The sequence below is a fragment of the Glaciimonas sp. CA11.2 genome, from assembly GCF_034314045.1.
Lineage (GTDB): Bacteria > Pseudomonadota > Gammaproteobacteria > Burkholderiales > Burkholderiaceae_D > Glaciimonas.
On sequence record NZ_JAVIWL010000001.1, the window covers coordinates 3,145,835 to 3,169,959 of the forward strand.

31 protein-coding genes and 1 pseudogene are annotated in these 24,125 nt (G+C 53.1%); 8 read left to right on the top strand and 24 right to left on the bottom strand.

Going from position 1 to position 24,125, the window contains the following annotated elements; all coding sequences use genetic code 11:
- Positions 1–36: 36 nt before the first annotated feature.
- Genes RGU75_RS13590 through RGU75_RS13635 form a run of 10 tightly spaced genes read right to left on the bottom strand, consistent with a single transcriptional unit; the run spans position 37 to position 6,760 of the window.
- Positions 37–153 (bottom strand): GpE family phage tail protein, encoded by a 117-nt coding sequence (locus RGU75_RS13590; RefSeq protein ID WP_322236749.1) that lies wholly within the window; start codon positions 151–153, stop codon positions 37–39.
- Between the two features lie 8 nt (positions 154–161).
- Positions 162–491 (bottom strand): phage tail assembly protein, encoded by a 330-nt coding sequence (locus RGU75_RS13595; protein WP_322236751.1) that lies wholly within the window; start codon positions 489–491, stop codon positions 162–164.
- A 54-nt stretch (positions 492–545) separates the two neighbouring features.
- The gene (locus RGU75_RS13600; RefSeq protein WP_322236753.1) at positions 546–1,055 is read right to left on the bottom strand and encodes a phage major tail tube protein; all 510 of its coding nucleotides are present in this window, start codon (positions 1,053–1,055) and stop codon (positions 546–548) included.
- Between the two features lie 39 nt (positions 1,056–1,094).
- A complete protein-coding gene (locus RGU75_RS13605) occupies positions 1,095–2,267 on the bottom strand; it encodes a phage tail sheath protein (protein ID WP_322236755.1) in 1,173 nt (390 codons plus the stop codon).
- A gap of 39 nt (positions 2,268–2,306) precedes the next feature.
- Entirely contained in the window at positions 2,307–2,861 is a 555-nt protein-coding gene (locus RGU75_RS13610) for a tail fiber assembly protein (protein ID WP_322236757.1), read from the bottom strand.
- Positions 2,843–4,288 carry a hypothetical protein gene (locus tag RGU75_RS13615; protein ID WP_322236758.1) on the bottom strand — a complete coding sequence of 482 codons (1,446 nt, stop codon included), beginning with the start codon at positions 4,286–4,288 and terminating at the stop codon, positions 2,843–2,845. Before RGU75_RS13615 ends, RGU75_RS13610 begins: the two co-directional genes overlap by 19 nt.
- A 4-nt stretch (positions 4,289–4,292) precedes the next feature.
- Positions 4,293–4,862 carry a phage tail protein I gene (locus RGU75_RS13620; RefSeq protein WP_322236760.1) on the bottom strand — a complete coding sequence of 190 codons (570 nt, stop codon included), beginning with the start codon at positions 4,860–4,862 and terminating at the stop codon, positions 4,293–4,295.
- Positions 4,855–5,742 (bottom strand): baseplate assembly protein, encoded by an 888-nt coding sequence (locus tag RGU75_RS13625; RefSeq protein WP_322236762.1) that lies wholly within the window; start codon positions 5,740–5,742, stop codon positions 4,855–4,857. Before RGU75_RS13625 ends, RGU75_RS13620 begins: the two co-directional genes overlap by 8 nt.
- The gene (locus RGU75_RS13630; protein ID WP_322236763.1) at positions 5,739–6,080 is read right to left on the bottom strand and encodes a GPW/gp25 family protein; all 342 of its coding nucleotides are present in this window, start codon (positions 6,078–6,080) and stop codon (positions 5,739–5,741) included. Before RGU75_RS13630 ends, RGU75_RS13625 begins: the two co-directional genes overlap by 4 nt.
- Positions 6,077–6,760 (bottom strand): phage baseplate assembly protein V, encoded by a 684-nt coding sequence (locus tag RGU75_RS13635; RefSeq protein ID WP_322236765.1) that lies wholly within the window; start codon positions 6,758–6,760, stop codon positions 6,077–6,079. Before RGU75_RS13635 ends, RGU75_RS13630 begins: the two co-directional genes overlap by 4 nt.
- A 209-nt stretch (positions 6,761–6,969) precedes the next feature.
- On the opposite strand from RGU75_RS13635, the gene RGU75_RS13640 reads away from it, so the two are divergent.
- The 3 genes and pseudogenes from RGU75_RS13640 (at position 6,970) to RGU75_RS13650 (ending at position 8,479) form a co-directional block, all read left to right on the top strand.
- Positions 6,970–7,191, top strand: a complete 222-nt coding sequence (locus RGU75_RS13640; protein WP_322236767.1) for a Com family DNA-binding transcriptional regulator — start codon at positions 6,970–6,972, stop codon at positions 7,189–7,191.
- Positions 7,143–7,951: pseudogene (locus RGU75_RS13645) on the top strand (DNA adenine methylase). Before RGU75_RS13640 ends, RGU75_RS13645 begins: the two are co-directional and overlap by 49 nt.
- Before the next feature lie 240 nt (positions 7,952–8,191).
- On the top strand, positions 8,192–8,479 hold the full coding sequence (locus RGU75_RS13650) for a hypothetical protein (RefSeq protein ID WP_322236769.1): 288 nt from the start codon (positions 8,192–8,194) through the stop codon (positions 8,477–8,479).
- Positions 8,480–8,902: 423 nt separating this feature from the next.
- Here RGU75_RS13650 and RGU75_RS13655 read toward each other — a convergent pair whose 3' ends face one another.
- From RGU75_RS13655 to RGU75_RS13705, 11 genes are all read right to left on the bottom strand, one after another.
- Positions 8,903–9,370 (bottom strand): phage virion morphogenesis protein, encoded by a 468-nt coding sequence (locus RGU75_RS13655; RefSeq protein ID WP_322236771.1) that lies wholly within the window; start codon positions 9,368–9,370, stop codon positions 8,903–8,905.
- Entirely contained in the window at positions 9,367–9,855 is a 489-nt protein-coding gene (locus tag RGU75_RS13660; RefSeq protein WP_322236773.1) for a phage tail protein, read from the bottom strand. Before RGU75_RS13660 ends, RGU75_RS13655 begins: the two co-directional genes overlap by 4 nt.
- Before the next feature lie 7 nt (positions 9,856–9,862).
- A complete protein-coding gene (gene lysC / locus RGU75_RS13665; protein ID WP_322236775.1) occupies positions 9,863–10,105 on the bottom strand; it encodes an Rz1-like lysis system protein LysC in 243 nt (80 codons plus the stop codon).
- Positions 10,106–10,360: 255 nt separating this feature from the next.
- The gene (locus RGU75_RS13670) at positions 10,361–10,840 is read right to left on the bottom strand and encodes a D-Ala-D-Ala carboxypeptidase family metallohydrolase (protein ID WP_322236777.1); all 480 of its coding nucleotides are present in this window, start codon (positions 10,838–10,840) and stop codon (positions 10,361–10,363) included.
- Positions 10,824–11,117 (bottom strand): phage holin family protein, encoded by a 294-nt coding sequence (locus RGU75_RS13675; RefSeq protein ID WP_322236779.1) that lies wholly within the window; start codon positions 11,115–11,117, stop codon positions 10,824–10,826. The genes RGU75_RS13670 and RGU75_RS13675 overlap by 17 nt, the downstream gene beginning before the upstream one ends.
- Positions 11,110–11,466, bottom strand: a complete 357-nt coding sequence (locus RGU75_RS13680) for a putative holin (protein ID WP_322236781.1) — start codon at positions 11,464–11,466, stop codon at positions 11,110–11,112. Before RGU75_RS13680 ends, RGU75_RS13675 begins: the two co-directional genes overlap by 8 nt.
- 26 nt (positions 11,467–11,492) lie before the next feature.
- A complete protein-coding gene (locus RGU75_RS13685; RefSeq protein WP_322236783.1) occupies positions 11,493–11,702 on the bottom strand; it encodes a tail protein X in 210 nt (69 codons plus the stop codon).
- An 11-nt stretch (positions 11,703–11,713) separates the two neighbouring features.
- Positions 11,714–12,181 carry a head completion/stabilization protein gene (locus RGU75_RS13690; RefSeq protein ID WP_322236785.1) on the bottom strand — a complete coding sequence of 156 codons (468 nt, stop codon included), beginning with the start codon at positions 12,179–12,181 and terminating at the stop codon, positions 11,714–11,716.
- 124 nt (positions 12,182–12,305) lie between these two features.
- Positions 12,306–13,028 carry a phage terminase small subunit gene (gene gpM, locus RGU75_RS13695; RefSeq protein ID WP_322236786.1) on the bottom strand — a complete coding sequence of 241 codons (723 nt, stop codon included), beginning with the start codon at positions 13,026–13,028 and terminating at the stop codon, positions 12,306–12,308.
- A 2-nt stretch (positions 13,029–13,030) separates the two neighbouring features.
- Positions 13,031–14,065, bottom strand: coding sequence for a phage major capsid protein, P2 family (locus tag RGU75_RS13700; protein ID WP_322236788.1), 1,035 nt, complete (start codon positions 14,063–14,065; stop codon positions 13,031–13,033).
- A 55-nt stretch (positions 14,066–14,120) separates the two neighbouring features.
- A complete protein-coding gene (locus RGU75_RS13705; RefSeq protein WP_322236790.1) occupies positions 14,121–14,957 on the bottom strand; it encodes a GPO family capsid scaffolding protein in 837 nt (278 codons plus the stop codon).
- 144 nt (positions 14,958–15,101) lie between these two features.
- On the opposite strand from RGU75_RS13705, the gene RGU75_RS13710 reads away from it, so the two are divergent.
- The 5 genes from RGU75_RS13710 to RGU75_RS13730 all read left to right on the top strand — a co-directional run bounded on the left by RGU75_RS13710 (position 15,102) and on the right by RGU75_RS13730 (position 19,643).
- On the top strand, positions 15,102–16,889 hold the full coding sequence (locus tag RGU75_RS13710) for a terminase ATPase subunit family protein (RefSeq protein ID WP_322236792.1): 1,788 nt from the start codon (positions 15,102–15,104) through the stop codon (positions 16,887–16,889).
- A gap of 35 nt (positions 16,890–16,924) precedes the next feature.
- Entirely contained in the window at positions 16,925–17,998 is a 1,074-nt protein-coding gene (locus RGU75_RS13715) for a phage portal protein (RefSeq protein WP_416186869.1), read from the top strand.
- A complete protein-coding gene (locus tag RGU75_RS13720; RefSeq protein ID WP_322236796.1) occupies positions 17,995–18,210 on the top strand; it encodes a hypothetical protein in 216 nt (71 codons plus the stop codon). Before RGU75_RS13715 ends, RGU75_RS13720 begins: the two co-directional genes overlap by 4 nt.
- A 328-nt stretch (positions 18,211–18,538) precedes the next feature.
- Positions 18,539–18,757 carry a hypothetical protein gene (locus RGU75_RS13725; RefSeq protein WP_322236798.1) on the top strand — a complete coding sequence of 73 codons (219 nt, stop codon included), beginning with the start codon at positions 18,539–18,541 and terminating at the stop codon, positions 18,755–18,757.
- Positions 18,758–19,058: 301 nt separating this feature from the next.
- Complete coding sequence (locus RGU75_RS13730) at positions 19,059–19,643, top strand: chemotaxis protein CheB (RefSeq protein WP_322236800.1); 585 nt, start codon at positions 19,059–19,061, stop codon at positions 19,641–19,643.
- A 1,277-nt stretch (positions 19,644–20,920) separates the two neighbouring features.
- Here RGU75_RS13730 and RGU75_RS13735 read toward each other — a convergent pair.
- The 3 genes from RGU75_RS13735 to RGU75_RS13745 all read right to left on the bottom strand — a co-directional run bounded on the left by RGU75_RS13735 (position 20,921) and on the right by RGU75_RS13745 (position 24,088).
- Complete coding sequence (locus tag RGU75_RS13735; RefSeq protein ID WP_322240519.1) at positions 20,921–21,799, bottom strand: nucleotidyl transferase AbiEii/AbiGii toxin family protein; 879 nt, start codon at positions 21,797–21,799, stop codon at positions 20,921–20,923.
- A complete protein-coding gene (locus RGU75_RS13740) occupies positions 21,780–22,847 on the bottom strand; it encodes a type IV toxin-antitoxin system AbiEi family antitoxin (RefSeq protein WP_322236802.1) in 1,068 nt (355 codons plus the stop codon). Before RGU75_RS13740 ends, RGU75_RS13735 begins: the two co-directional genes overlap by 20 nt.
- A gap of 197 nt (positions 22,848–23,044) precedes the next feature.
- The gene (locus RGU75_RS13745) at positions 23,045–24,088 is read right to left on the bottom strand and encodes a site-specific integrase (protein WP_322236804.1); all 1,044 of its coding nucleotides are present in this window, start codon (positions 24,086–24,088) and stop codon (positions 23,045–23,047) included.
- Between the last annotated feature and the right edge of the window lie 37 nt (positions 24,089–24,125).

Here is a 24,125-nt window from a genome sequence, read left to right on the forward strand (position 1 = left end):
GAGGTCCGCCATGGTTGCTTTCTATAACTTCTTTATTTATTGTTCTGCGGTGCTGCGTAGTCTGGCGTGTTCGCGCCAGTCCATCAGTTCACTTAATGTAAATGCCGCCATCGCCGCCGGGTCCCAGTGGAACACCACGGCGATATCGGCCATCGCGTTTTCTACGCGGTCGGGGAGACCATGTTCCGATCCGCTTTCTTCGCTAAAAAATACGCTACCTCGGCCCCCAACGCCATCAGATCGGCAAGGTCGAGATTATTGACATCTTGCGTGGTGAGAATTGGTTGCGTGATGCGCGGCAATACTTTTTGCAGGGCCATCACATCGAGGTTGGCAACATCGACCAGTGAGACGCCGCGTAACTCTCCGGCTTTTGGTTTGCGTAACTGGATCTCGGTGATGACGGTGTCGCCGCGCTGTAGCGGTTCGTCCAGGATGACGGTGACGTGGTTGGAGGAAACAGGTGCGGCGAAAGTTTTGACGGTGGACATGGTGTGCTCTTTTTGAATGGAATAAATAAAGGGTTGATACGGTTGACCTGGTGTTTACAAACCGATGGCTGTACGCAACGCATCGTTCATACTCACGCCATTGATGTTCTCGATACAGTTCATAAAATCGAGTTCAATCAGATCGACGTTATCGACCGTCAGTTTGTAATAACTGACGGCGGTACTGTACTTGTGGGTGGTGTCGTCGCCGACTTTACTGGATCCCATATCGATTTCTTTATGGCGTCCGCGCACCACGACTTCAACCGCCGCCACGTCGCCGGTATCGTCATTTTGGTAGCCACCGGCAAAGCGTAGTTGCACCGCGTTGTGGGCCTTGGCGGCGTACTGTTTTAAGGCGTCGACGATCAACCCGCCCGCAGTCCATTCGAGGGTGAGCGCTTCGTTCCCCATATCGACCATGATCGGGCCGCTCATGCCACCGGCACGGTATTCCTCCATCTTGCGGCTGAGTTTGGGGAGCGTCAATTCTGGCACCAGTCCCATGTAGGACGCGCCATCGTTGAACAGATTAAAATCTTTGAGTTTGTTGGGTAAGCCCATCAGTCTTTCTCCAAATAAAGGGTTGCCTGTAGTGGCTGATTACGCGGTGATCCGGCTCGCGAAATCGGCCAGATAGCGGTCGGTAATACGTTGCTGGAACACCAGATTTTCCAGCGGGGGAACGGGTGTGTAGTCGTAATCAATCGCCAGTTTTCCGGCTTTTAAGGTGTCTTTGCTGTTGAACGCTTCGTCGTACCACGCGCTGCCGTCGATGATGTAACCCTGTGCTTTCAGGTCGCGGAATTTGGCATTGATGCTTTCGATCAAGTCTTTGACCAGCGACGGATGCAGCGGTTTATCGACATACGTAAAATGCGCCTCGGCTATCGTGTCGGCCAGCACTTGGGCGGTGCGGGTGTAGTTTTCAAAAAAGAAGAATTCCGGCACTTCACAGGTGCGCGAACCCCAGAACCGGAAGCCACCATTGTTAATTAACGTGGTGACTTCTTTGCTGTTCAGGTATCCGGCGTCGGTAGCCGGATCCTGCAAGTCCCAGAACACATCGCTCGAAATCCCGGTCGGGCCGTTGACCGGCATATTCGACAAGGTTTTATGCCAGCCGATGGTCTGGTCGATCTTGGCGCGTAATCCCAATGCATAGGCGACCGCGGGAATGCTGGCTTCGGCATTGGTCGCCGTATCCCAACTCACAAAGTCCGGCCAAATCAGCATCAGTTCACGCTGACCGAAGTCTTTACGATAGGCGACCGCGTCTTCTTTGGTCAAACAACCCCACGCCGACGCATACACAAAACCACGCAACTGCTGCGCCACGCTGACCAGCGCATTCGTGACCGCCTGGGTGTCGAGTCCCGGCGCACCGAGGATGCGCGGCTTGATGCCGAGTTTTCCTTGGGCGGCCAGCAAGGCTTTGATGCCGGTGTATTTGCCGCTGGCGGTCACCGTGCCGATCACGTTGGTGGTGGTGGCTGCTTCATCGTCGCCTTCGGCCACGCGTACGACTATCGTAAATGGCTTGGTTTGCGCGCCGATGGCTTCCAGTGTGCGGCGCAGTGTTCCTTTCTTTCCGGCTTTGCCGAGGGCCGCAATCACGTTGGTCAGTAACACTGGCGTGTCGAGCGGAAACGTCATTGGGTCGGCATCGTCGGCGGTGGCAATGAGGCCAATGACGGCGGTGCTGATGGTGCGGATCGGGCGCGTGCCGTCGTTGATTTCGAGGACGCGCACGCCATGGTGATAATCGTCTGCCATAACAACTCCTGTGGGTGATAAGTAATAAGTAAAGCGTGATTAAAGAGAGATGACGTCCGGACAGACCGGCCACGTCAGACGATGCGGATAATCGGGCTGGTCGATGATCCGATTGAGACCGACACGGTAGGTTTTCCATGCTTTGAGCAAGGCGCTATCGGCCGGTGTGGCGTCGTCGATATCGACCCGGTCCTGATATTTGGTAATCGCCGTGGTGGCGATGCGCAAACCGTTGCTGATGCGCTCGATGGCGGTGGCGATCAGTTCGGTATCGCTCGGGTAATAATCCGGTACCGGTCCCCACCGACCGCTGTCACATTCGGCATAAATCGCGCGTCCATGCGGTTCGACATCGTCAGGCGTCGCTAAAAAGGACCAATAGTTTTCATTGGCGTCAAATTTGACGTCGCACCGGATCCCGTTGGCCTGCCGCACTGGCGTGCGCACATCCGCGTAGGTAAAGCGGTCGACCGGCAGCGCCGGTGGCACGATGGACGCCGGTGGTGTCGCTTCGTCCGGCATGGCCGTTGCTACAGCGTTCTTGTTTGTTTTTATTACTTTGTTGCGCGTTGCCATCATCCGACCCTTTGCCATAATGCTGCCCGTGTGCCGATACCACCATCGTTGCCGGTGCCGTTGTCATACGCCCAGCCGCGTAACTGCCATGCCCCGCCGACTTCCGGTGAGCCATGGTTTTTGTTTAAGCGGTAGGAGCCGATACTGTTTTCTTGCAGGCCCGCACCGACCAGCTGATGGGCATACGTCGCCACGCCCGCGCTGTTGGCATAATTCGTACTATTGGCGTAATTGACGTTGAAGGTGGCCGGGTTAAACAACGCACAATCACTGGGATTGTCGTAACCGCCATGCACCCACGTCGGCTGACCACCGCGTCCGTCCCATTGCAGCCGGATATTTGCGTTGCCGGTGACCTTGTAGCGCAATGCGTCGTTCAGTGCGCTCTGCAACACCAGCGTGCCAAGGTCGGAAACATCGACCGTTACCTTCAGGCCTTCGTTCTCGCTCCAGCCGATCTTGACCGGGTTCTGCGTCTGTCCGATGCCGGTGCCTTGCTGGACTGGCGTATAACCGAGCGTATTTTCTTTGCTGTCAGGGTTGAACGTCACGGTGTCCCACCCCAGTTTCCATGACCGGCCCTTGAACGTCGGCTCCTGCCCGGTAAAGCCGGTGCGTTCCCAACTGCGTTGGCTGGTGCCGCCTTCGGTATAGAGCTGGCGTACAAACTGACCACCGACGAGTGTGACCAGCGTACCAAAGCCATCGCCATCCAGCGGTAAATGGGTGGCCGCGAGGATGCCGCGGTCATTGGCCACCAGCACGTCGCGTACGCCAGTGGTCAGTAAGGTGTCGCAATCGGTGTCACTGTCGGTCACGGCGTCGAGTGTGCGGAAATACAGTGCGTCACCCCGTGCATCAGTGAGATAACCAGGATGCGGATCGATTTCTTCTTTGTGGTGATCGATAGCGTTGGCCAGCGCCGGTGTCAGTCCGGCTGGCGTCACCGCACGGGTCGGATCGCTTCCTGCCACGGTCTCAGTAAAAGTCGCCAGTTCGACCACGCCTTGGCGGGAGGTGGTGGCCGGGGGATTGGTAAAATTGGCGTTGCCAAAGGTTAAATTGGTGACATCAATCGTCGTAAAAATCGTGTCGGCCGACAACAGCAGCATCGACTGCGCGGACTTCTCCAGGATCGGGTCAGGCTGACCGTAGACACCAAGCAAGACACCATTACTCAACCAATAGCCGATCCCGCGCACCGTATAGGTGTCGGTGCCATCGTCGCGGATGGTGACGTGGATCGTGTCCGCAGCCACGACTTCCCCTGAGAGCGTATCGAGCCGTTTGAATTCGCCGGGTAGATCAACCAGGTCGTCGTCGGGCGTGAACACGGCGGCGGTGAGACCGATATGCGTCACGGTCAATGGTGCGGTGCCGTTGTGTTCGGCGTTGACTAAGGCGGCGCGACCGACTTTGGTGGTGATGATGGGGATTCCGGACATAGGATTAGGGTGCTTCCGTAAGGTGTAGTCGGGCGTAGATCACAGGACGCAGCGCGGTGACGACTGCAATCGCAGCAAAGGTATTCAACCCTTGGGTGAACGTAAAATGACTGCGCACCGGCTTGGTCCGGTTGACTTCGGCGATGACGTCGTCGACAAAGGCAGCGGTCGCGGATGCGCCGCCTGCGCCACTCAATGTCATCAATAAATCAAAGGTATGCGGTTCACCCTTGGGCGATTGTTGCCACCATTCGTTAAGCAGGATCGCGCCACCAAACGCGGCGACTACGTCTTTGACCGATTGGGTAGTGCCTTTCTGGCGGTGGATTGTCATGGCGCTGCGTACGCGGGCGCGCCGGACTTCTTCGCTCCAGTACGGTTTCCAGCTATCGACCGATAATTGCCACGCCAGCCACGGTAACAAATCGATGGGACACGTGCCGGGTTGACACAATGTGCGTAGCGGTACCGGAACGGCAGAGATGCGGGCGCTGGCCGCTTCTAGCGCGCGTTCTTGTGGCGTGGTGTTGGGTGGCAGTAATGATCGATACGGCAGTGGAATGTGCTTATTCATGCACACCGCCATAATCGATGACGATATCGTCACAGAACGGTGCCTGACGGCGCGTCACCGGGAGGTCCGTGGTGGGCGATGTCAACTCCACGCGTTCGACGCCGTCGACGTGTAAGGCGGCATAGATGCCTGACAAGGTCGGCACGCGTCCGATGCGGTGGGTATCGATCACGTATTGCGCCATGCGCTTCTGTGCTTCCAGGAGGACGACGGTCGCATCCGGACCGGGAAACGTAAACAAGGTGGCGCGAACCTGATAGCGCACAATCTCGACCGATTCGACCAGGACGTAATCGGTCAGCGGGCGCACGTTGTCCGCTCCGAGTCGGGCCGCCACGATAGCGAGCAAGGCTTGTGACGCGGACCCGTCACCTTCGCGTGACAGGATCGTCACGATCACTTGACCGGGCGACGGACTGGTCGCAGACGCATCGAGCACGCGACCATCGGCACCGAGTGCATGAAAGATATATGCGCCTTCCGGACCGGCGACCGAGAAGCCGTGCGGAGCCAGCTGGATACGCTTGCGCAAATCTGCATTCGATTCCATCACCGCATCGGTTCCCTTGTCGGGATCGGCAGGCGTGACGACCAGACGCGGCACGTCCATCAATGCGCCCAGGTGATCCAGATCGCTATCCATTGCATACGCCAGCATCAGGGCGCGGGCCGCTTCGTTGACGCGCTGGCGTATGTGTAATTCGCGGTAAGCCGTGACTTGTAAAACCTTCATGGCCGGATCGGATTCCTGCAAGCCGTCGAAGGTCGCGTCCCGAACGATCAGGTCATCCAGCTGTTCAGCGAGTATAGTCTCGAAGTCCAGCGCTTCGACGATGTTCGGTACCGGTAAGCGCGAGAGGTCAATCGCCGAGGTACTCATACGCCACCCTGACTAACCGGCACCGTCAGTTGCACACTTTGTTCAGCGGCCACGCCATCGAGCAGCAGGGTCGCTTTGCCATCGGCGTCGCGCTGTAGTTGTAAGCCGGTTAAATTAATGCGGGGTTCCCACAGGCGCACCGCATGGGCGGTGGCCGCATAGAGGCGTAAGGTCGTGGCGCCATGCAGCGGCTGATCGATCAGGTCCGGCACTTCCGATCCATAACCACGACGCATCACGCGGGATCCTATCGGCGTGGTCAGAATATCGGCCAGCGACTGACGGATATGCGCGAGGCCGGTTAATGCACGGCCAGTGCTGCGATCCATGCCGCTCATTGCGGACCGTCCGACACGTCACCACCGCGCTCAATGCCGCCGTGCGGGTGGTTTATCAGACTGATGTTTCCCGCCACTACGTCGTCGGTCGCGGTCAATGTACCGTTGATCACGGCTGCCGCACCACCACCCGCGCCGGGGGTGACCGCCATGCCGCTGTTTAGTGAACTCATGCCGGTCACAATTAGATTTTTTAAAACGGTGAGATTGCCCGTGCAGACCGTGTCGTCCGCGTTGGAGGTGACTTTGCCGGGTGTGACGGTCACGCTGGTGCCATCCGGTAATGTGGCGCTTAAGGTATGGGCGGCGCTGTCGTACTGGATCAGTGCGCCATCGCGATAGCGTGTGGTGTGATGGTCAGGGTTCGTCGACGGTGGCGCATGCTGATCGGAGTACACCGCAGGCAAAATAATAGCGTGATCAAAGCTCCCTTCCGGTGAGAGCAACACCACCTGTTCGCCTAACGACGGTGGCCACCATGTTTGTGCATCGCCGGCGCGGGTCGTCGCCCATGGTCGCCAGTCGGTCAGATTGTTGCCACTCTGGACCCGCACGTGGTGGGCGTCGTGATCGATCTCGGCAATGGTGCCAAGACGGATCAGGTTCAGGAGTAAGCGGAGGATTTCGGAGAGGTCGGCAGTCATGCGATGCATGGTGCCGTGTTGCGTTTCGGAATGCATCCGGCAGCGAGTTGCTAAGCCGCTTATCAGCTCAGAGGCCCTATGGCACCGTGCGCACGCGTGAGAAAGTAGCGCTTAAGACGCGGCGACGTGGGCAGTGCATCAACACTGACCACGCCACCGTACCAGCAGACGTACCTGCAAGTAAAGCCAAGGCCGCGCACCTGTACAGGCGGCGCAAGGCTAGCATATTTCGCAGGTTTACCCAAATGAACACGATTCGATGCGGGCATTGTGCTCGCAATCTCGGTGAGGGAGAGTATATTTCCCTTGCCATTAAATGTCCGCGTTGCGGCACGTTAAACCACTTTACGATCCCCCTCCTTGAGAGCCACGCGCTCCGTACCAGCATGCCAGCGAGCATCCGACAAAGAATCCCCGTATGGATGCCACACCGATCATTCCGTGGCTGGGCGGCAAACGCCGACTAGCTGACAAACTCATTCCGTTGTTTCCCCCGCATGACTGTTATGTTGAAGTGTTTTGTGGTGGTGCAGCACTGTATTTCCTGCGACCGGTACCGGCGCGTACCGAAGTCATCAACGATATTAATGGCGAACTGGTGAATTTGTACCCGGTTGTCCAGCATCACATGACCGAGTTCGTGCGCCAGTTCGACTGGGCGGGGGCGCCTAGCCGATGACGAGTCGGGCCATTTTTAAAGCACACCAGTCGGTGCGTCCGGAGACGCTGACCGATGTGCAGCGTGCCGCCCGGTTCTATTATCTGCAACAGCACGCCTTCAGCGGCAAGGTTACCGGCCAAAGCTTCGGGACCTCTACTACCGGTCCGGCGATTAATTTATGCAGGATTGAAGAGAATCTACGCGCTGCGCAGGTGCGGCTGGCCGGGACCTATGTGGAGAACTTGCCGTGGCTGGAATGCATGACGCGCTATGACCGGGCGCATTCATTCTTTTATCTGGATCCACCGTATTGGAAAACCGAAGGTTATGGCGTGGAGTTCGGCTTCGAGCAATATCAGCAGATGGCCGACTTTATGCGTAGCTGTAAGGGCAAAGTCATGGTCAGTATTAACGACCACCCGGATATCAGGGCGGTGTTTGCAGGTTTTACGATGATGGGGCTGGATATCAAATATAGCTTGGGCAGCGTGCATGGCCAGCCGGGGAGCAGCCGGGAACTGGTAATTACCAACTGGGATGCATGGTCTGTAGGGCAGCTTTTTTGAAATAATGACCTGATGTTGGCCTTTCAGGCGAGCGGTCAGTGGCTTCACCGCAGGCACGATTATGCGCATCCGCTGGAGCAAAGTCGACACGCTACTTTCAGTAGCGTGTCGCTCTTTTGCTTGTGAGTAATTTTCAAACTGAAAATTGTTTTGAGCGCATTTTATGCTAAATTATTACATCATTCGACGTCTTAGAAGCAAAGCGAAAGGACCGCTTATATTTTTTTGATTGGAGTGCACATGTTAATAACTCACGATGAAAGTTTAATCCTTCTTTTTGTTTTTAAAGTGCAACGCTTAGCCGGGCGGGCAGATGCCGGGCATAACGTCGCTGCAGAAATTAAAGCACTCGTTGAAGAGGCATGCGATTGTTTCGCCACAACATTAAACACTGATGCAACGGCGAATCGGGACGCCTTTAAGTACCGGTTAAAGCTTTACGCGGCACTGGCCCACAGCAGCCGTCCTCAGCTTAAAAATGCGTTTGAATTTGCAGCTTCACTGGTAAATGGAACTCACCCGCGATGACATTGGAATATGCCTAGGGGTAAAATTCAAATGTATATCACCATCGGCAAAATATCGGCAAAATATCGGCTTATTTTGGCGCTGAGTCATCGAGGACATCGGGTAAAAACATCCTGTGTTAGCTGCTTTGCACATTCGGAGGATATCTGGGTAAAACGGGTAAATTACTTGTATTCATCGCCGCGATAGCGATGTCCATGATCGCGTTTATTGGGTTTTTCATCCTATTTCTGGCCCTCATACCCGACCTTGAGCAATCTGTAGAAAAGTACACATTATTTTTTATGTTGGCGGCGCTAGTGTTGTCACTTGGCGTGTTCGCGATCGTTCATCAACGTCGAAGAAAATATTTAAAAAAAATATTACAGAGAACACCCAAGACCATGCAATAACCTGGGGATAGCACCGGCCATCTCTATCCTCTTATACATTAGAAATATAGTGAAGAAGTGCATCGCGGATTAAGGTCTGATCGGCAACACTAAACCCCAGCAACGGCCGGGCCGCATAGCGGACTTCCGGCCCTTTCTTTGATACCTTGTCCGTCAGTCCCTCCTGATGCACCCGTGCAATGCGCGCCACGCGTCCAAAGAAACCGACCGATAGCTGATTTTCATCCTGCTGAATTGTGAGGCTTTTTTGTTTGCGTATCTTCGCAAACATCGCGGCCTTTTGGCGTTTGATGCGACCGCTTTTGCCGCGTAGGTTCTTGCGTTGTTTGCGCGCCGTATAGGCCTCGCCATCCGGTGTTTGTTGGCTGGCAATGCGTTTGACCTGGCTACGGCGTAAATCCTGCGCGACTTTTTTATTGACGGCGCGGCGCTGGGCGGGCGCAAGTTTTAATAACAGCGCACCAGCCCATTCTTCAATCGTCTGCAAGTCGTTGTTCATGCCAGTTGAACAGGCGTGTGCCATTCAGCGAGTAACGACTCGCCCTGGTACAAGGCCCAGAAGTCGTCGCTGTAGTCGGGCGTGGGTTGTGCCTCGGGTGGATGGCGGATAGCGAGCCTGCCACCTTCGCGTTTGACGATGACGCGTTCGGTCAGGTCCAGCTTGAGCGACAGATCAATCGTTTCATGATTATTAAAATCCACGTCAAAGCCGATACCGGTTTGTCGTAACGTCGGATTATTCAGTAAATCACTTTGATGCAGCGCAATCCATGCCAGCAACGGCACTATGATCGCGTCCGGATCGCCGCTGTAGTCGGTGAGGATGATGTTGAGCTTGTAACGGTATTCAAACGATAGCGATCCGGATCCGGTAGCGACCACATTACCCTCGTCGGCGAATACCAGCAGCTTGTCGGGGTTCTGACGCAAATCCGGATTGGCCGCGATCAGATGGTTTTGTAGGCTAGTGGGCTTGAGCATCATGTTCTTCCTATTGGCATGCAACGATCATGTCGACCTGGGCGGCACACATGGCCCACGCGGCCTCGGTGCGTTCGAGCGCAAGGTGCAACGCGCCGTTAGTGGTCGGGGCTGTTGCTGGTAATTGGCAGCGGGTGACTGGCGGACAGCCAGTGACGATAAGCGTCGGCACCGATGAGGGAGGGACGCTGGCGCAGCCCGGCAATAGCGTCAGGCAAAGGAGCAACAGCCCAAGGGCGAATGGAGAGGTCATGGTGGAGTTGCTCGATTAGGGTTTCACGTTCGGACAAGGTGACGGCCATGCTGGCCCGCGCCGCTTGCAGTTTGATGGTCGCCTGACGCTGTTTGAGGTTGGCGGCTCCTAAGGTGGCGATAAGGCGGTTGCGGTCGGTCACCCCTCGCTCGGCGCGAGCGGCCTGTTCCCTGACGGCGATCAGGCTGGCGCGTTGACTAACAATGACGGTTGCCATGCTACCCATTAACAACACACCAACGAGAATTTTGACGATCAGTTCCATAACCCGGCCCTCGTCCCTTTGTGATCGATGGTCAATACCTGACGCCGTGGTGTCACCCCTTCGGCCGCAATACCCAGATGTACCCAGATTGCGGACCCGGCGCGTTCGTAGATAAGTTGATCGAACTGTAAATAGGAGTGTTCGAGCTTGTGACAGATCGCCATCGGTGTGCCGAATTCGACTGCCGTAAAATCATTCGCCAGCCCGTCGAGGTGCGCACTGTTGCGTGCGCCGCCGACCGCCCGGTTCAATGAGGAACAACGAAACCCGCTCGAAATGCGCATCGCTGCACCGCCCAGTTCGAGCCGGACCAGTTCATCAAACTTGGCCAGACGCCGTAGGTTCACGGTGATGGCTGGTGGCGGTGTGTTATCGATGCCGAGGGTGCGGGCGGTGTCGCTGTGCACGAATTCTGTCAGCGCAAAGTGTTCAGTGAGGTGGTCAGCGGAGTGGTCACTCGAGATAGCCATATGGATCTTTCAAAAGGTGGGCGACATTGCCCCTGGCACGGCATACGATGATGCATAAGGTAAAAGCCAGTCCGGCTTGCGCCAGCGACACCGGTGCGTCCCCGAGCAGAATATCCAGGGCACAACTACCGGTCAGGGCAATGAGCAACCACGCCAGCGACGACAGGTGGATCCGGTAGTTCGCCAGACCGCGCCGATAGCACAGTAGTTGCCCGCACGCTGCGAGATAACAGCAAAAGGCGATAGCAGTCACGACTTGTTGCGCGGTATCAATCATGGCGTTTCCCCTTGCGCAACCATTCCGGTAAGGCAATGGATTTGATTAAATCAATACCGTGCAAGGTCAGCGCGATCACCGCTGCCGAGGCTAAAAAAGCAGCCACACCGGATTGTTTGAGTGGTGTGTTGTTCATGACTTCCGGCGCGGCCAGATAACCAATGGCCAGCGAAATGACCATGTAGACCAGTCGCTGCAACAGCGGCAAATTCTTGCTTGTAATAGCCACCAAAGTCGCACCGGCAAAGGCACCGATCAAGGCATTGCCATCGATCCCCGGAAAGATCGAGGACAGACCGATGCCTGCGGCGGTGGTGATGAATAACGAGGTGCTGCCAGGTTCGGCCATAGTGTTTCTCCCTTAAAAATCACAAGTTAATCCCACAGACTAATGGTCTGGCGGGGAGGTGTGGCGGTAGCAGCAGGTTCCGGTAAGGTGATGAGCCGACCGTGGGCAATAAACGGTCCGCCGTCGGCCAGACCGGGATTCATTTCCAGCACGGCTTCGACCACGCTGGCGGTTGCGCCCAGATGCCGCCAGCACAGCAAATCAAGCGTGTCGTATTGTTGAGCGCGGACCAGCATGGTTATCCTTGTTAAATCAACTCGACCGTTAAATGATGCCGTTGCAAGATGTCGGCAATCGCCCAGTGCGCGTTACGCCGTTGTTCACCGGGACCGTCGTCCAAATACCCCATGGATTTCTTGTCGGCCATGGATGACGCGGTGGTGTCGTAATCTCGGTATTTTTCCAATAGGTCGGCTTTGGCGATGCTGTAGACGGCACGCCGGTAATGAATCAATAACTTACTTTCACGGTTGATCTTTTTAGCGGGGACAACTTCCAAGGTGCTGAAGCCGTTCTCTAGCTGTTCGTCCTGCCATGCGTCCAGTTCACCATTCACGTATAGGATCGCTTCGGCCACGGCCTGGACTAAGCGCGGCGTGGTGACCGTGCCGTCGAGCCGCATCGCGTCCCGCATGTGATGCAGATCGATAGCCGGAAACCATCCGTCGTTTTCGACGATAGTCGGATCCGTGGTCTCGTTGGTGGTCAAGGGCATGGGGGACCTGGCGATAAAGCTCATGATCACTTTCAAAATAGACGGCGGTGGGCGGGAGTCAGAGCTGTCACATCAATGTGCAACTCATCGACCCGCGCCGCCGTGCGCCGTTGGGTGCTTGGGATTACGCCTTACCCTTTGCCAGTGTGGCGGTGGTCTTTTTGAGACGACAGGTCAGGCGTTCAATATCTTTTTTAACGCCGACTCGGCTGTCAAGTGCGAGGGCGCGGGTCAGGTGCGGCAAGGCCAGATGGATCGCCGCTGGTGCGGCATCGGCGACGTTATCGGCGGCGATGGCACTTTTGTCCAGCAGCGCATAGGCCAGTCCTTTATGCAATTTGGCCCGCGCCTGATCCGGTGCGTCCCGGCTTTCGGTGAGCGTAATAACCAAAGGTAAGATCGTGCGACCAATTGCGGGTGTCATCTGGCCCGACAACATGGCTTCCGCAAACTCGTCCATCAGCATGGTCGGAATATCGCGGTTGTACTGATCCGGTAAGGTCAGCGCATGGGTGATCGCATAGGCGGCAATGCGTAACGCCTGCGCATAGTCGCCGACATCGATGTGCCAGACTAACAAGGTGGTCAGCACGTCATCCTGTGCGCCTTTCCCCGCGCTCAACACCCCGTCGATCCAGTCCTGGTACTCGGGCAGGATTTCTGCTTTCAGCGCGATCTTTTGTTTCACGGACTGGATCTGCTTTAAGCGTCGACGGTCCTCGGCCAGCTTGTAGAGCATCAGCTCGTAGGCGCTGCCTGCGGTCAGGTGCCCTTCCGGGGCGTTCGCTGCGGCTTTCGCGGCCAACGCCCGTGCCTTGTGCCGCAATGCGGGAGAAAGGTCGCCCATGGTTATGCTTTCGGCGTCGTGGCGTCAACCAGCACAATGTTTTCTATCATCGCACCGAGGCCAAAATCTTCGACGACATACGCGTCATTCGACGACTCGTAGTTTTCAATGCGGTCACGCTTGGCTTCATCGACCACGCGACGGCGGCGGGCCGACTCCTGCCAATAGATCGACAAGTTGTCAAAGCGGGTGATCAGGATCGCGTTGTCGGGGAAATATGGGACGCTGACCGCTTGCAAGCCGCCTAAGCGCTTTTGGCTGACGATGATGTCGGCGGCGAGTGTTTCGGTCGGAGCCTGATTAATGTTGATCAGTGGAAAATATTTGTCGTGCAGCAGTGCCCGACCGACGATGGCGACTAAGCCATTGTCTTTCTGGTACCACGGATCGAGCAGGTGGATTGCGTCATATACGGCGGCGTCCAGATTGACATAATCGCCGATGATGTCGGCATTGCTGCCGATGTACATTTTGCCGGGGGTATGACCCTCTTGCATCACGCGCTCGGGCGCTTGTTCACGGAAGTGCTGCGGCCAGCCTTTGTTCACGTCCTCCAACATCGGATGGGCGACGATATCCGTATCGGTGGCGATGCTGATGCCATTAAAACCGATCACCATGCGGTCGAGCGCCTGACGTTTCAAAATGGTGTTCGCAATGCGACTCTGGAAGTCCGGAAATTTGGCCCATGCATCCAAGGTCTGGTACTTGATATGGGTATCAAAGTTAGTCTTTTCACAGCGGTATTTATGGCCGTCGAGCGTGGTCAGGTCGCGAGTCTGGCGATCCTTATTGGATGTGTTGGTGCGGCTGGCCACCGGTCCCGAGATGCCGAGGCCCAGCTTTTCGCCTTCTAATTCAGTGACCCCGATGATGTTGATCTTGCCGAGAAACTCGCTCGACTCCTGCATCTTGGTTTCCAGCTTTTGTTGGATGGTCGGGGCGACGGCAAAGGTCGACGCGGCGCTGGCCGTGTCGTTCAGTACTTGCAGGCGGGCGGTGTAATGGTCAAAGGCGACACGGGTAATTTTTTTCAAGTTATAAACTCCTGCAATACGGTTAAAAGAGAAAGGCGGTGGAACGGAAGCGCGCTTAAAACTCGGTCTGTTCCATGCCGTGACCACCTGTCGCGGCGGGTCGTTTGGATGAGTCGCCGTCCTGAGACTCCATCTGCTGTTTGAACGTGTTGAACGCTGCGGTGGTGACCGTCAGTTCCTCTTGCAGGGCGGTAATCTGCTTTTGTGCGGCGGCGAACTGGGTCGTGAACGATTGCGCCGTGTCGCTGGCATGCAGCGCGACAGCTTCTAACGCGTCGCTGACATCGTTAAAACGGGCATCGTCGCCGTTTTCTTTTTGGGTAAAACGTTTCAGGATATTGTTGATGGTCGTCGTAAATTTACTGGGTACCGGATTGGCGATCTCTTCAAACTCCAGCGTGACTTCGACCGCTTCAGAAAATACGTTATCGGCATGTTGTTTGCGTTCTGCGAACAGGTTAATGGCGCTGGTGGAAGCGAACGTCAGGACGCTGGTCCCGAGACTGGCCGGGCTGTCGGTGATGCCAAGACCCACCAGATAAGCCTCATTGCTGCCAGCAAACGTGGGATTGATCTCAATGCTGGTGTAAATCTTTTGCCGTTCTTTGCTCATGGCCACCAGCGACGGAGTCGGGTCAATCTGCGCGAACAGCGCCAGTTTGGTCACGCCATCGAGTTGAATTTCTTCGGCTTTGACGGCGGTCACGTCACCGTAGGCACGGAACGGACTGTCGGGCAGCGCACTGCGAATATGCTCCATCCAGATCCGTGCTCCGTATTTGTCGGGATTAAAGGTCTTCGCCATTTGCGCAATTTGCTGGCGCGTGATCTCGCGCCCGTCGGTGGTGGCACCTTCGATGGCGACACGGAAAAATGTGGATTTAGTAGGCATGGTGTGCGCTGGTCAGCGTAAAAGTGGTCAGATGTCGCCATGGTCAACGACAGCGCGCCCTGATTCAATGCGCAGGGGGTTAGTAAGACGCTTAGTGGCGCTTTGCTAGAAGCGTTCTACGCGCGTGACCCCTACGCTTGCGGTATGTCAGAAACCACCCCTTTCACTGCCGCTGAAACTGATCCCAAAACGGATCCGCGCCGACTCGCCAAATTTTTATATTGGCAGGGATGGCAAATTTCGGCCGTCGCCGCTTATCTGACACTGAAACGTTCCACCGTCGAAAGCTGGAAGCAGCGCGATGGCTGGGACAGCGCGCCCGTATTGGAAAAAGTGGAGGCAGCACTGGACGCCCGCTTGGTCCAGTTGATCGCTAAAGACGGCAAATCCGGCGGTGATTTTAAAGAGATCGATTTGCTGATGCGTCAGGTGGTACAGACCGCCCGCGTGCGTCGCTATGAAGCACCCGGCGGCAATGAAGTGGATCTCAATCCGAAGCTGGCCAACCGCAACGCAGGACCCAAGAAAAAGCCGATCCGCAATGAATTCAGCGACGAACAGCGCATCCAGTTGCTGGACGCCTTTCAGGATTCCCTGTTTGATTATCAAAAGGTCTGGCACCGCAACAGTGACCAGCGTACGCGGGTGATTCTCAAATCGCGGCAGATCGGCGCGACCTGGTATTTTGCCCGCGAGGCGCTGGCCGATGCGATTGAAACCGGGCGTAATCAGATTTTTTTATCCGCCTCCAAAGCACAGGCCCATGTCTTTAAGCAATACATTATTCAATTCGCCAAGGACGCCGCCGGGGTGGAGTTGAGTGGTGACCCGATTGTGTTACCGAACGGCGCGCACCTGTATTTCCTCGGCACCAATGCGCGCACCGCGCAGGGCTATCATGGCAACTTTTATTTCGATGAATTTTTCTGGACGCATAACTTTGCCGAGTTGAACAAAGTCGCCTCCGGCATGGCGCTGCATAAGCAATGGCGCAAGACCTACTTTTCGACACCGTCGTCGATTACCCATCAGGCCTATCCGTTCTGGAGCGGCGACGGGTTCAATAAACGCCGCGCTGTGGCCAATCAGATCGCCATCGATCTGTCGCACAAACGCCTCGCAGCCGGCTTCACTGGCGAGGACAAAATCTGGCGCCAGATCGTCACCATTCTGGACGCCGAGCGCGGTGGCTGCAATCTATTCGATATCGACGAATTGCGTAATTTCGAATACAGCTCGGACCAGTTCGAAAACCTGCTGATGTGTAATTTTATCGACGACACCCAGTCGATTTTTCCGCTGATGGAGTTGCAGCGCTGCATGGTCGATACCTGGGTCGAGTGGTCCGACTTTAAGGTGTTTGCGACACGGCCCTTCGGCAACCGGCCAGTCTGGATCGGTTACGACCCGTCATTGACCGGCGACAGTGCAGGGTGCGTAGTGCTGGCCCCACCCTTGGTTGCTGGTGGCAAGTTTCGCATCCTGGAGCGCCATCAGTGGCGTGATATGGATTTTGAAGCACAGGCCGAAGCCATCCGGCACATGACGCTCCGTTATAACGTGGAATACATCGGCATCGATACCACCGGCATGGGGATAGGCGTCTTTCCGCTGGTGCGCCAGTTTTTCCCTGCCGCCACCGCCATTACCTATTCGGTCGAAGTGAAGACCCGCATGGTCCTGAAAGCCAAAAACATTATCAGCAAAGCCCGGCTCGAATTCGACGCCGGATCGATCGATATCGCGCAGGCCTTTATGGCGATCCATAAAACGCTCACCGCCAGCGGTCGGCAAGCCACCTACGAAGCAAGTCGCACCGATGCCACCGGCCATGCCGATCTGGCGTGGGCGTGTATGCATGCACTTGACCACGAGCCGTTTGAAGGCGGTCATTCCAATACCCAATCCTTTATGGAGATTTATACCTCATGAGCAATAAGCAACAGGCACGATTCCGTGCCGACAACATGGGCACGGCTACCACCACCGACCTCGCTACCACCGCAATACCGGCGACGAGCGACAAGACAGCAAATGCCGCGGCAGGCTTCGAAGCCTTCACGTTTGGCGATCCGACCCCGGTACTCGACCACGCCGAGATCCTTGATAGTTTGGAATGCTGGTCGAACGGGCGCTGGTATGAGCCACCTGTCAATTATGCCGGGTTGACAAAATCGTTTAACTCCAGCGTCCACCACAGCAGCGCGATCTACTTCAAAGCCAACATCCTGACCTCGACGTTTGTGCCGACACCTCTACTGTCACGCGATGCCTTCAAACGGCTGACGCTGGACTTTTTAACCTTTGGCAATGCGTACCTGGAGAAGCGGGTCAGCCGCAGCGGCAAGCTGTTATCGCTGGCGCATGCGCTAGCCAAATACGTGCGGCGCGGGCGCGATCTGGACCAGTATTATTTCGTGCGCGGCTGGCAGGAAGAATACGCGTTTCGCACCGGCTCACTGTGTCACCTGATGGACCCCGACGTGAATCAGGAAGTCTACGGCGTGCCGCAATATCTGAGTGCGCTGCAGTCCGCATGGCTCAATGAAGCGGCGACCTTATTTCGGCGCAAGTATTACAAGAACGGCTCCCACGCCGGATTCATCTTTTACATGACCGATGCGGCCGCAAACAACGCCGACGTGGACAACCTGCGTCAGGCCATGCGCGACAGCAAAGGGCCGGGTAACTTCCGCAATCTGTTCATGTACGCACCGAACGGTAAGAAAGACGGTATCCAGATTCTGCCGGTCTCGGACGTAGCGGCGAAGGATGAATTCTTCAACATCAAAGGCGTGACCCGCGACGACGTCCTGGCCGCACACCGCGTTCCACCTCAGCTGCTCGGCATCATGCCCAATAACACCGGCGGCTTCGGAGCCGTCGAACCGGCAGCGCGGGTGTTTGCCCGTAACGAACTGGTCCCGCTGCAATCGCAATTTTTAGCCATCAATGACTGGGCCGGACAAGAGGTTGTGAAGTTTGACGACTATGTACTGGTAACCGGCGAATCCAAGACCAATGAAAGGGCAGCATCATGAGCGACATCGCGGACCGCGCCGATAAAGTAATCGCGCTGGCTTTACAGCATTCGCTGGCGGCAACACGTCAACAACAAATCGTTGCACCAGATGGTCATTGCTGCTTTTGTGACGAGCCGGTGGTTTTTCCAGGGCGATTTTGTGACGTGGATTGTCGGGATGATTACGATGGAGAACAGGCCGCATTGGTACGGGCAGGGAAGTGCTTTTGAGGGATATCAGCGTTGATTGTATAACGGATGAATGTCTGCAATGGGGGATTCAAGCGGTGAATGCAACATACTAAAAACGGTTGTGGCGCAGTTATGTTGCGCCGACTTCATCGATTTTACTCAGTAATTTATTACTTGTACGAAAAACTTTTATGTGACAGAATTTTGTACTAGCACATGCACCCAAAATTTATCGACGCACATTCCGTCCTCGTTCGTGGAAGCGAAATCCTGCCATCAATTTACCCCGGCTAGCACATTATCCCGTCCCTGATTTCGTCTGATCTGATCCTAAAATTTTTTCTCAATCGTGTTTTTGGAGGGCAAGATGTCATTCATTCGTGGCGATGAAAATTACCTGCTTACCTTGAAAATTATCCGTGGAGCCCCAGGTTTTTCTTGGCAAATTGTAATTACTGAACATCGAGGGGGCCAAAATATTCAAACGAAAGAGCTTTCGGCTCTTTCGTTTGGTTCGGCTAAAGCGGCTACATCCGACGGGAAAAATCAAATGTTTAAGATGCTTACAAAGCATACCTCCCACTGACCGGGCTTGATACTGACTTTTTAATAATGTTTAGGAGATTGTTGAGGTCACCTGTCGATGTTAGTAGGGATTCTTATCAAAGTGATGGCTTTCTTGTTGATTGGTGAATATATTTTATTCTTCGATGGCACCAAGGCGCTTTCAGTGGGCATATATTCTAAATTATTAAAATTATGGATAATTTTATGCGATGAAGCTTTGTTTAATATATCGCTCAAATTATTTCAACATGATGCAGGGTCGATTTAATAAGCTGCCCTTGTTATGGCGATACCTCCATGTTAGCAATGAAGGAAAGTTGATGACCCGACGAGACATAGTAGTAATTGGTGGATCGGCTGGCAGTCTGAGTGGATTGAAAATTCTCATAGCCGGCCTGCCGTCAACGCTACCGGCAGCTTTGCTTATCGTTACGCACATACCGTCGAATATGCGTAGTTTTTTGGGAGAGATACTTAACCGCACTGGTTCCCTTCCTGCAATACATCCTGTTAATGGTGATCCCGTCATCAATGGATATATCTATCTGCCAACAGCTGGCAAGCATCTTTTAGTAGAAAATGGCCGAATTCTATTGTCGTGTGCTTGCAAAGAAAAGTTCTCACGTCCCTGTATTGATGTGTTGTTTCGTTCGGCCGCGACATGTTACGGGTCTAGAGTAATCGGAATTGTGCTGTCGGGCGCTCTGGATGATGGAACTGCCGGACTGGAGGTAATCAAAAAGCATGGCGGGATTGCGTTAGTCCAGTCGCTAGATGAGGCACCTTATCGTTCTATGCCGAGTAACGCGATCGAACGCGTTGCCGTAGATGGCGTCATGAAGATGGCGGACATGGCAAATGCCGTCGTACAATTTGTCCAGCCAAAGCTATACGGGACTGCGTAAGCCTTGCAATTATGCTGACAGCGAAATTGCGGGATGGTTTACAGCGAAGATGTTGGATACCGTTGATGTATTTTTTTTAATGTCGGACATTGAAAAGCGGATGACATCAGGGGACTAAGATAATGTTATTGAATCGAATTATTTCTGCCCTACTGAAGGGCAGAAACCGATGGTGGATTTAACCGGTCGATCAGGTGATCGCGCTGGCCATACAACACTCCTTGGCGGCAGCACGTCAAAGACAAATCATTGCACCAGACAGTCAATGCTGTTTTTGTGATGAGCCGTTGGTTTTTCCTGGGCGCTTTTGTGACGTGGAATCTAGGGATGATTTTGAAAAAGAATATGCGGAAATAGTTCTTTCAGGAAATCTTTTTGGTTCTATTTAAAGGTAAATCGCGTTCTTTTTGAATGCGGCTCTAGTCCGGGAATTCTAGTCGCTGACACCGAAATTTTTTCTATGGTCGCCCATTAACCCCCTTAATTCGCCGACTGTTAGCCCACTTTCTTCGTGCATACGGATTAGTGATGCTGCGCTAATTTGCAAACTTCCATTCCGGATTTTACTTATCAATGGCGGGCTGACACACAGTACGCGACACAACGCTGCGTCGTTTTTTAAATGGAGTATCTCGATTAACACATCTAGAAGGTGTCCGGGGTTAAAGGAGGCTTTATCGTCGGCGCTGTCGCCTGAGTTTACTACCAAGGCGGATTTATTATATTTCATGAATAGTGTGCGATCTTAAGGAGCGCTAGGTCGTGACAATATGACTTCAGTCCTTATCGGATTAAATTCAGGGAGGTTTCGTATAGCGTAGCACAATTCATTGGATAAATGACGGCATGCCAGCTTGTCGGAACGGATACTCTCCGTCCTCCGATAACTCTAAAAGGAATGGGCACGCCGATCATGCCACCCCCTCCGCAGTGAACGCTCTTTTTACTCCATATATTTAGTTGCATTTTTAATACCATTTATCACTTATCAACCAGTACTTGCGCCGCGCACTACCCACCACGCCTGCGAGCTTCGTTAGGTGCGCCGGTATTAGTGCACTCTGACACTCCCCCACAGCCCCGCCCATAGCGGGGCGCGGAGGGATTGATCCTGCATCAGGGTGATGCACTCTGATGCACCTGGAGCCTGTTTTGCTAGTCGTTAGTGACGGTGCGCCAAACCGAATTACTGCACCGAAACTGAGATTTTAAAAACTGATGCATGCAGCTAAAACGTACCTAAGTCGACGAAGGCTCGTGGAGCATTAAATTGTTATCTAGCTTTTCATTTTTTCTGACATATGCATCCCACGCTTAAATAGATCGAGTAGTTGCTCAACTTTCGTCAAAGTATCTCCATCATATTGAAATGCTCCAACCATGTTAATAGCCAAACGCTTCATTTGAGACTCATCGTCTAGAATGGCAATTAATTTCTTGTAAGTTTCCCCGTTCGCAAGAGTGGCGATGTCGTTACCCAGCAGGCATACCCCAGCACGGACCGGATCATACTCCGCGGCCTCAAGAATGCTAAATTCATCGCCATATAATCGATCCATATTTCCTGCGTTCCCATAATTCTGCATAATTTGGTACAAATCTTGAGCATCCTTAGAATTGACCAAACCCCGATCTACCCAAGCAAATAATTTTAGTATCGAAAGTCCTGCTAAAGATGCCACACGAACAGTTTGATTGGGAGATACCTCGACTTCTTCGGTTGCTTTTAACACTTCGCCATACCCCGTAACGTTCATCATGACGGACATGTCTGGAGGCCAAGCAATAATATTATCCGATTCTTCGACGCCACCGAATGGAACAAGATCAAACGGATAACCTTCCTCGAATCCGGTATTTTGACTTCTAAAAAACATTCGATGGTTCATTCTTTGTGATGCGTAAAAGCCGTCTATTTGTATCAGTCTGGTTTTTATATTTTCGAATTGCTCCCAATCCTTAACAGCAATAGCAAAATCGACATCGGACGTTGCACGGCGAACGTCCATTCCAAATACGTGGGTAAGGAGAATGTCTCGAGCAGTGGCGCCAACAATAAAATAGTCAACGTTACATTCTTTTGTTACGCGCGCGACTGTTCGTAAAATCGTTAAGGTAAGTGGGTCTAATGGACGATCAGTTTTTACAGATAGCATTGTCAATATTTCTTTCTTTGATCATTTTGGCCACTTCGATATTTCGAGGTTCTAATGATGCAATGAGATCTGCGTATATCAAAATAGGAGGGGCTATATCTTGGTATTTGTTTTCTGTCGAAGACCTCCAAAATTTCTCAAGAATTTCGATTGGTCCTTCTGGATCGGGTAATAATCTGAACTTTTTTATGAGGAGCGGTAACTCAGTCGCCATCGCACTTTTTTTTATATAAAGTGTCTGTGTGGCAGGATGAAGATATTTTGTAAGACGTTGAGCACCAACTTCCCCCCCCCAACATACGTCCAAGCCATCAAACTGCATATCCTTCCACCAATTGGTGTCAGGTGATCGAAATCTTCGCGGATTGAGTTTAGGACGTAACGTAATCGGATAGTTGATTACCCACTCATTAAGTAGCCGTGATGGATCGAGAAGTTTTCGGTCGTTTTTTTTGCCAGAATCTATCAATAGCCCACGTTTCGCTAAATCAGAAAATACAGTGCCTACAGCTCCTAATGCAATGTCTGCCTCCTCTACGATCTCTCTGTATGAGGCTTGTAGCAATTTTGGTTGACATAGCAACGCAAAAATCATTCTCATTGTTGTTGGATTGTTGGTTGTACGTTCAATCGATGTTTGACTGGTCAAGCCTTTCAGGCCCTTTATGAAGACATATAATCCAGGCGCATTTAGATAAGCGTTTCCTGCAGCATCTATGAACTCTAGATTTACGGTGCGACAGTAGTCAGCCATTTCCGCGCTCAAATATGGTGCAATCAGAAGCCCTTTAGGTGTTAACTTTTCAAGTTGTGCTTTCACATTAGCAACGATTATCTTTCGGTCCACGGCGGATTTGCACTCAACAATGTATTCATATTGTTGATCACCTGCCTGAAGTTCTATGACTGCATCGGCACGGTAATCGGGGCTGATTATTTTTTGAGTTTCAAGAATATGGCCTATGAGACCAGCGTTGCTTTCTAGTGCGGAAAGCGCTGCTTTCGTAAATTCGGCTTCTTTGTAAGAAAAATCATTGATTGATGCCATATCGCGCCTTATGTTCAAAAAAATAATATTTTCACGTAACGTGAACAGTATTATATTGCGAACAAATCATTTCCAGTTCAAGAAATAAATATATTCACGTTACATGAACAATTAAAATATATGAACAAAATAAGCTGCAGCTTGTAAAGCTGGAGATCTTCACGCCCTCTCAGCGAGAACTTATGGAGCGTTCCATCTTACTTTTCGGACCTGTGCAAATCTTTCGCTCGTATTTGCGTGTATCTTGCCAGCATCTTCCAATCTTTATGGCCCGATACAAGGGCGACTTGCTCAACACGGTACCCTTGTTCAAATAGACGTGAAACTCCCTCGTGCCTTAAGTCATGAAATCTCAGGTCAATAATGTTTTGAGCTTTGCAAGCGCGAGGGAAAAGACTACTAATTGTTCCATCAGTCACTGGAAAGATACGTAGATCACCTGTACGCGGTTGTCGCATAGCAATAGTAAATGCGTCATTTAGTAACGGGACCTCTTGATCATTACCCATTTTTTCTTGTGGATGCTTCCGATCTCGGATAATGATGGTTCTGTCGATTTCGTTTAGGTCGCACCACTTTAGGTTAATGATTTCTCCCGCACGCATAGCGGTTGCCATTGCAAAATGGATTAAATCAGGCATCGGAACCTTCTGCCTATTACCCTTAGCGTTAAACCACTCGCAAATTAACGTGACTTCATTCGCGGTCGGGCGGCGATCTCTTTCGGTCGACTTTGTCCGTATTCCCAGATATTTTATGCTGGCTCTTGTTTCGGCAATAACATTCAGGTCGATTGGCATTTTCCAAAGTTGCTTTGCCGCGTGAAATACACTTCTTAAATAGGTTAACTCGATCCCAATAGTTACTCCGCCTGCGCCCTTGGCCCCATCCGCCTTAAGCTCCTGTCGCATTTTGATATGCGTCAAAAGACGTTCGGCGGTGATTTTCGGAACGGTCAAATCCCCCAAATCTTTTCGAAGTCGCGCTAATACATCGAGTTTGTTGCGTCCGAATGCTTTAGTAGACTGCATCTCTTTAGAATAACGATCAATTAGTTCAGAAAGGGTAATGGCTGAAAGGGTGCGCCCGTCCTTAAAGTCCATCGTATCCATCTCATGCTCAATTTTGCGTGTCCATTCCTGCGCCATTCCTTTGGTGGGGAACGACTTGCTGATAGACTTATGTCCTTTTCGTCGAATCTGAGCGAACCAAGATATTCCACGCTTCGTAATAGTTGCCATGTGCTTGATGTAATTTTGATGCAATGAGGCATCAAAA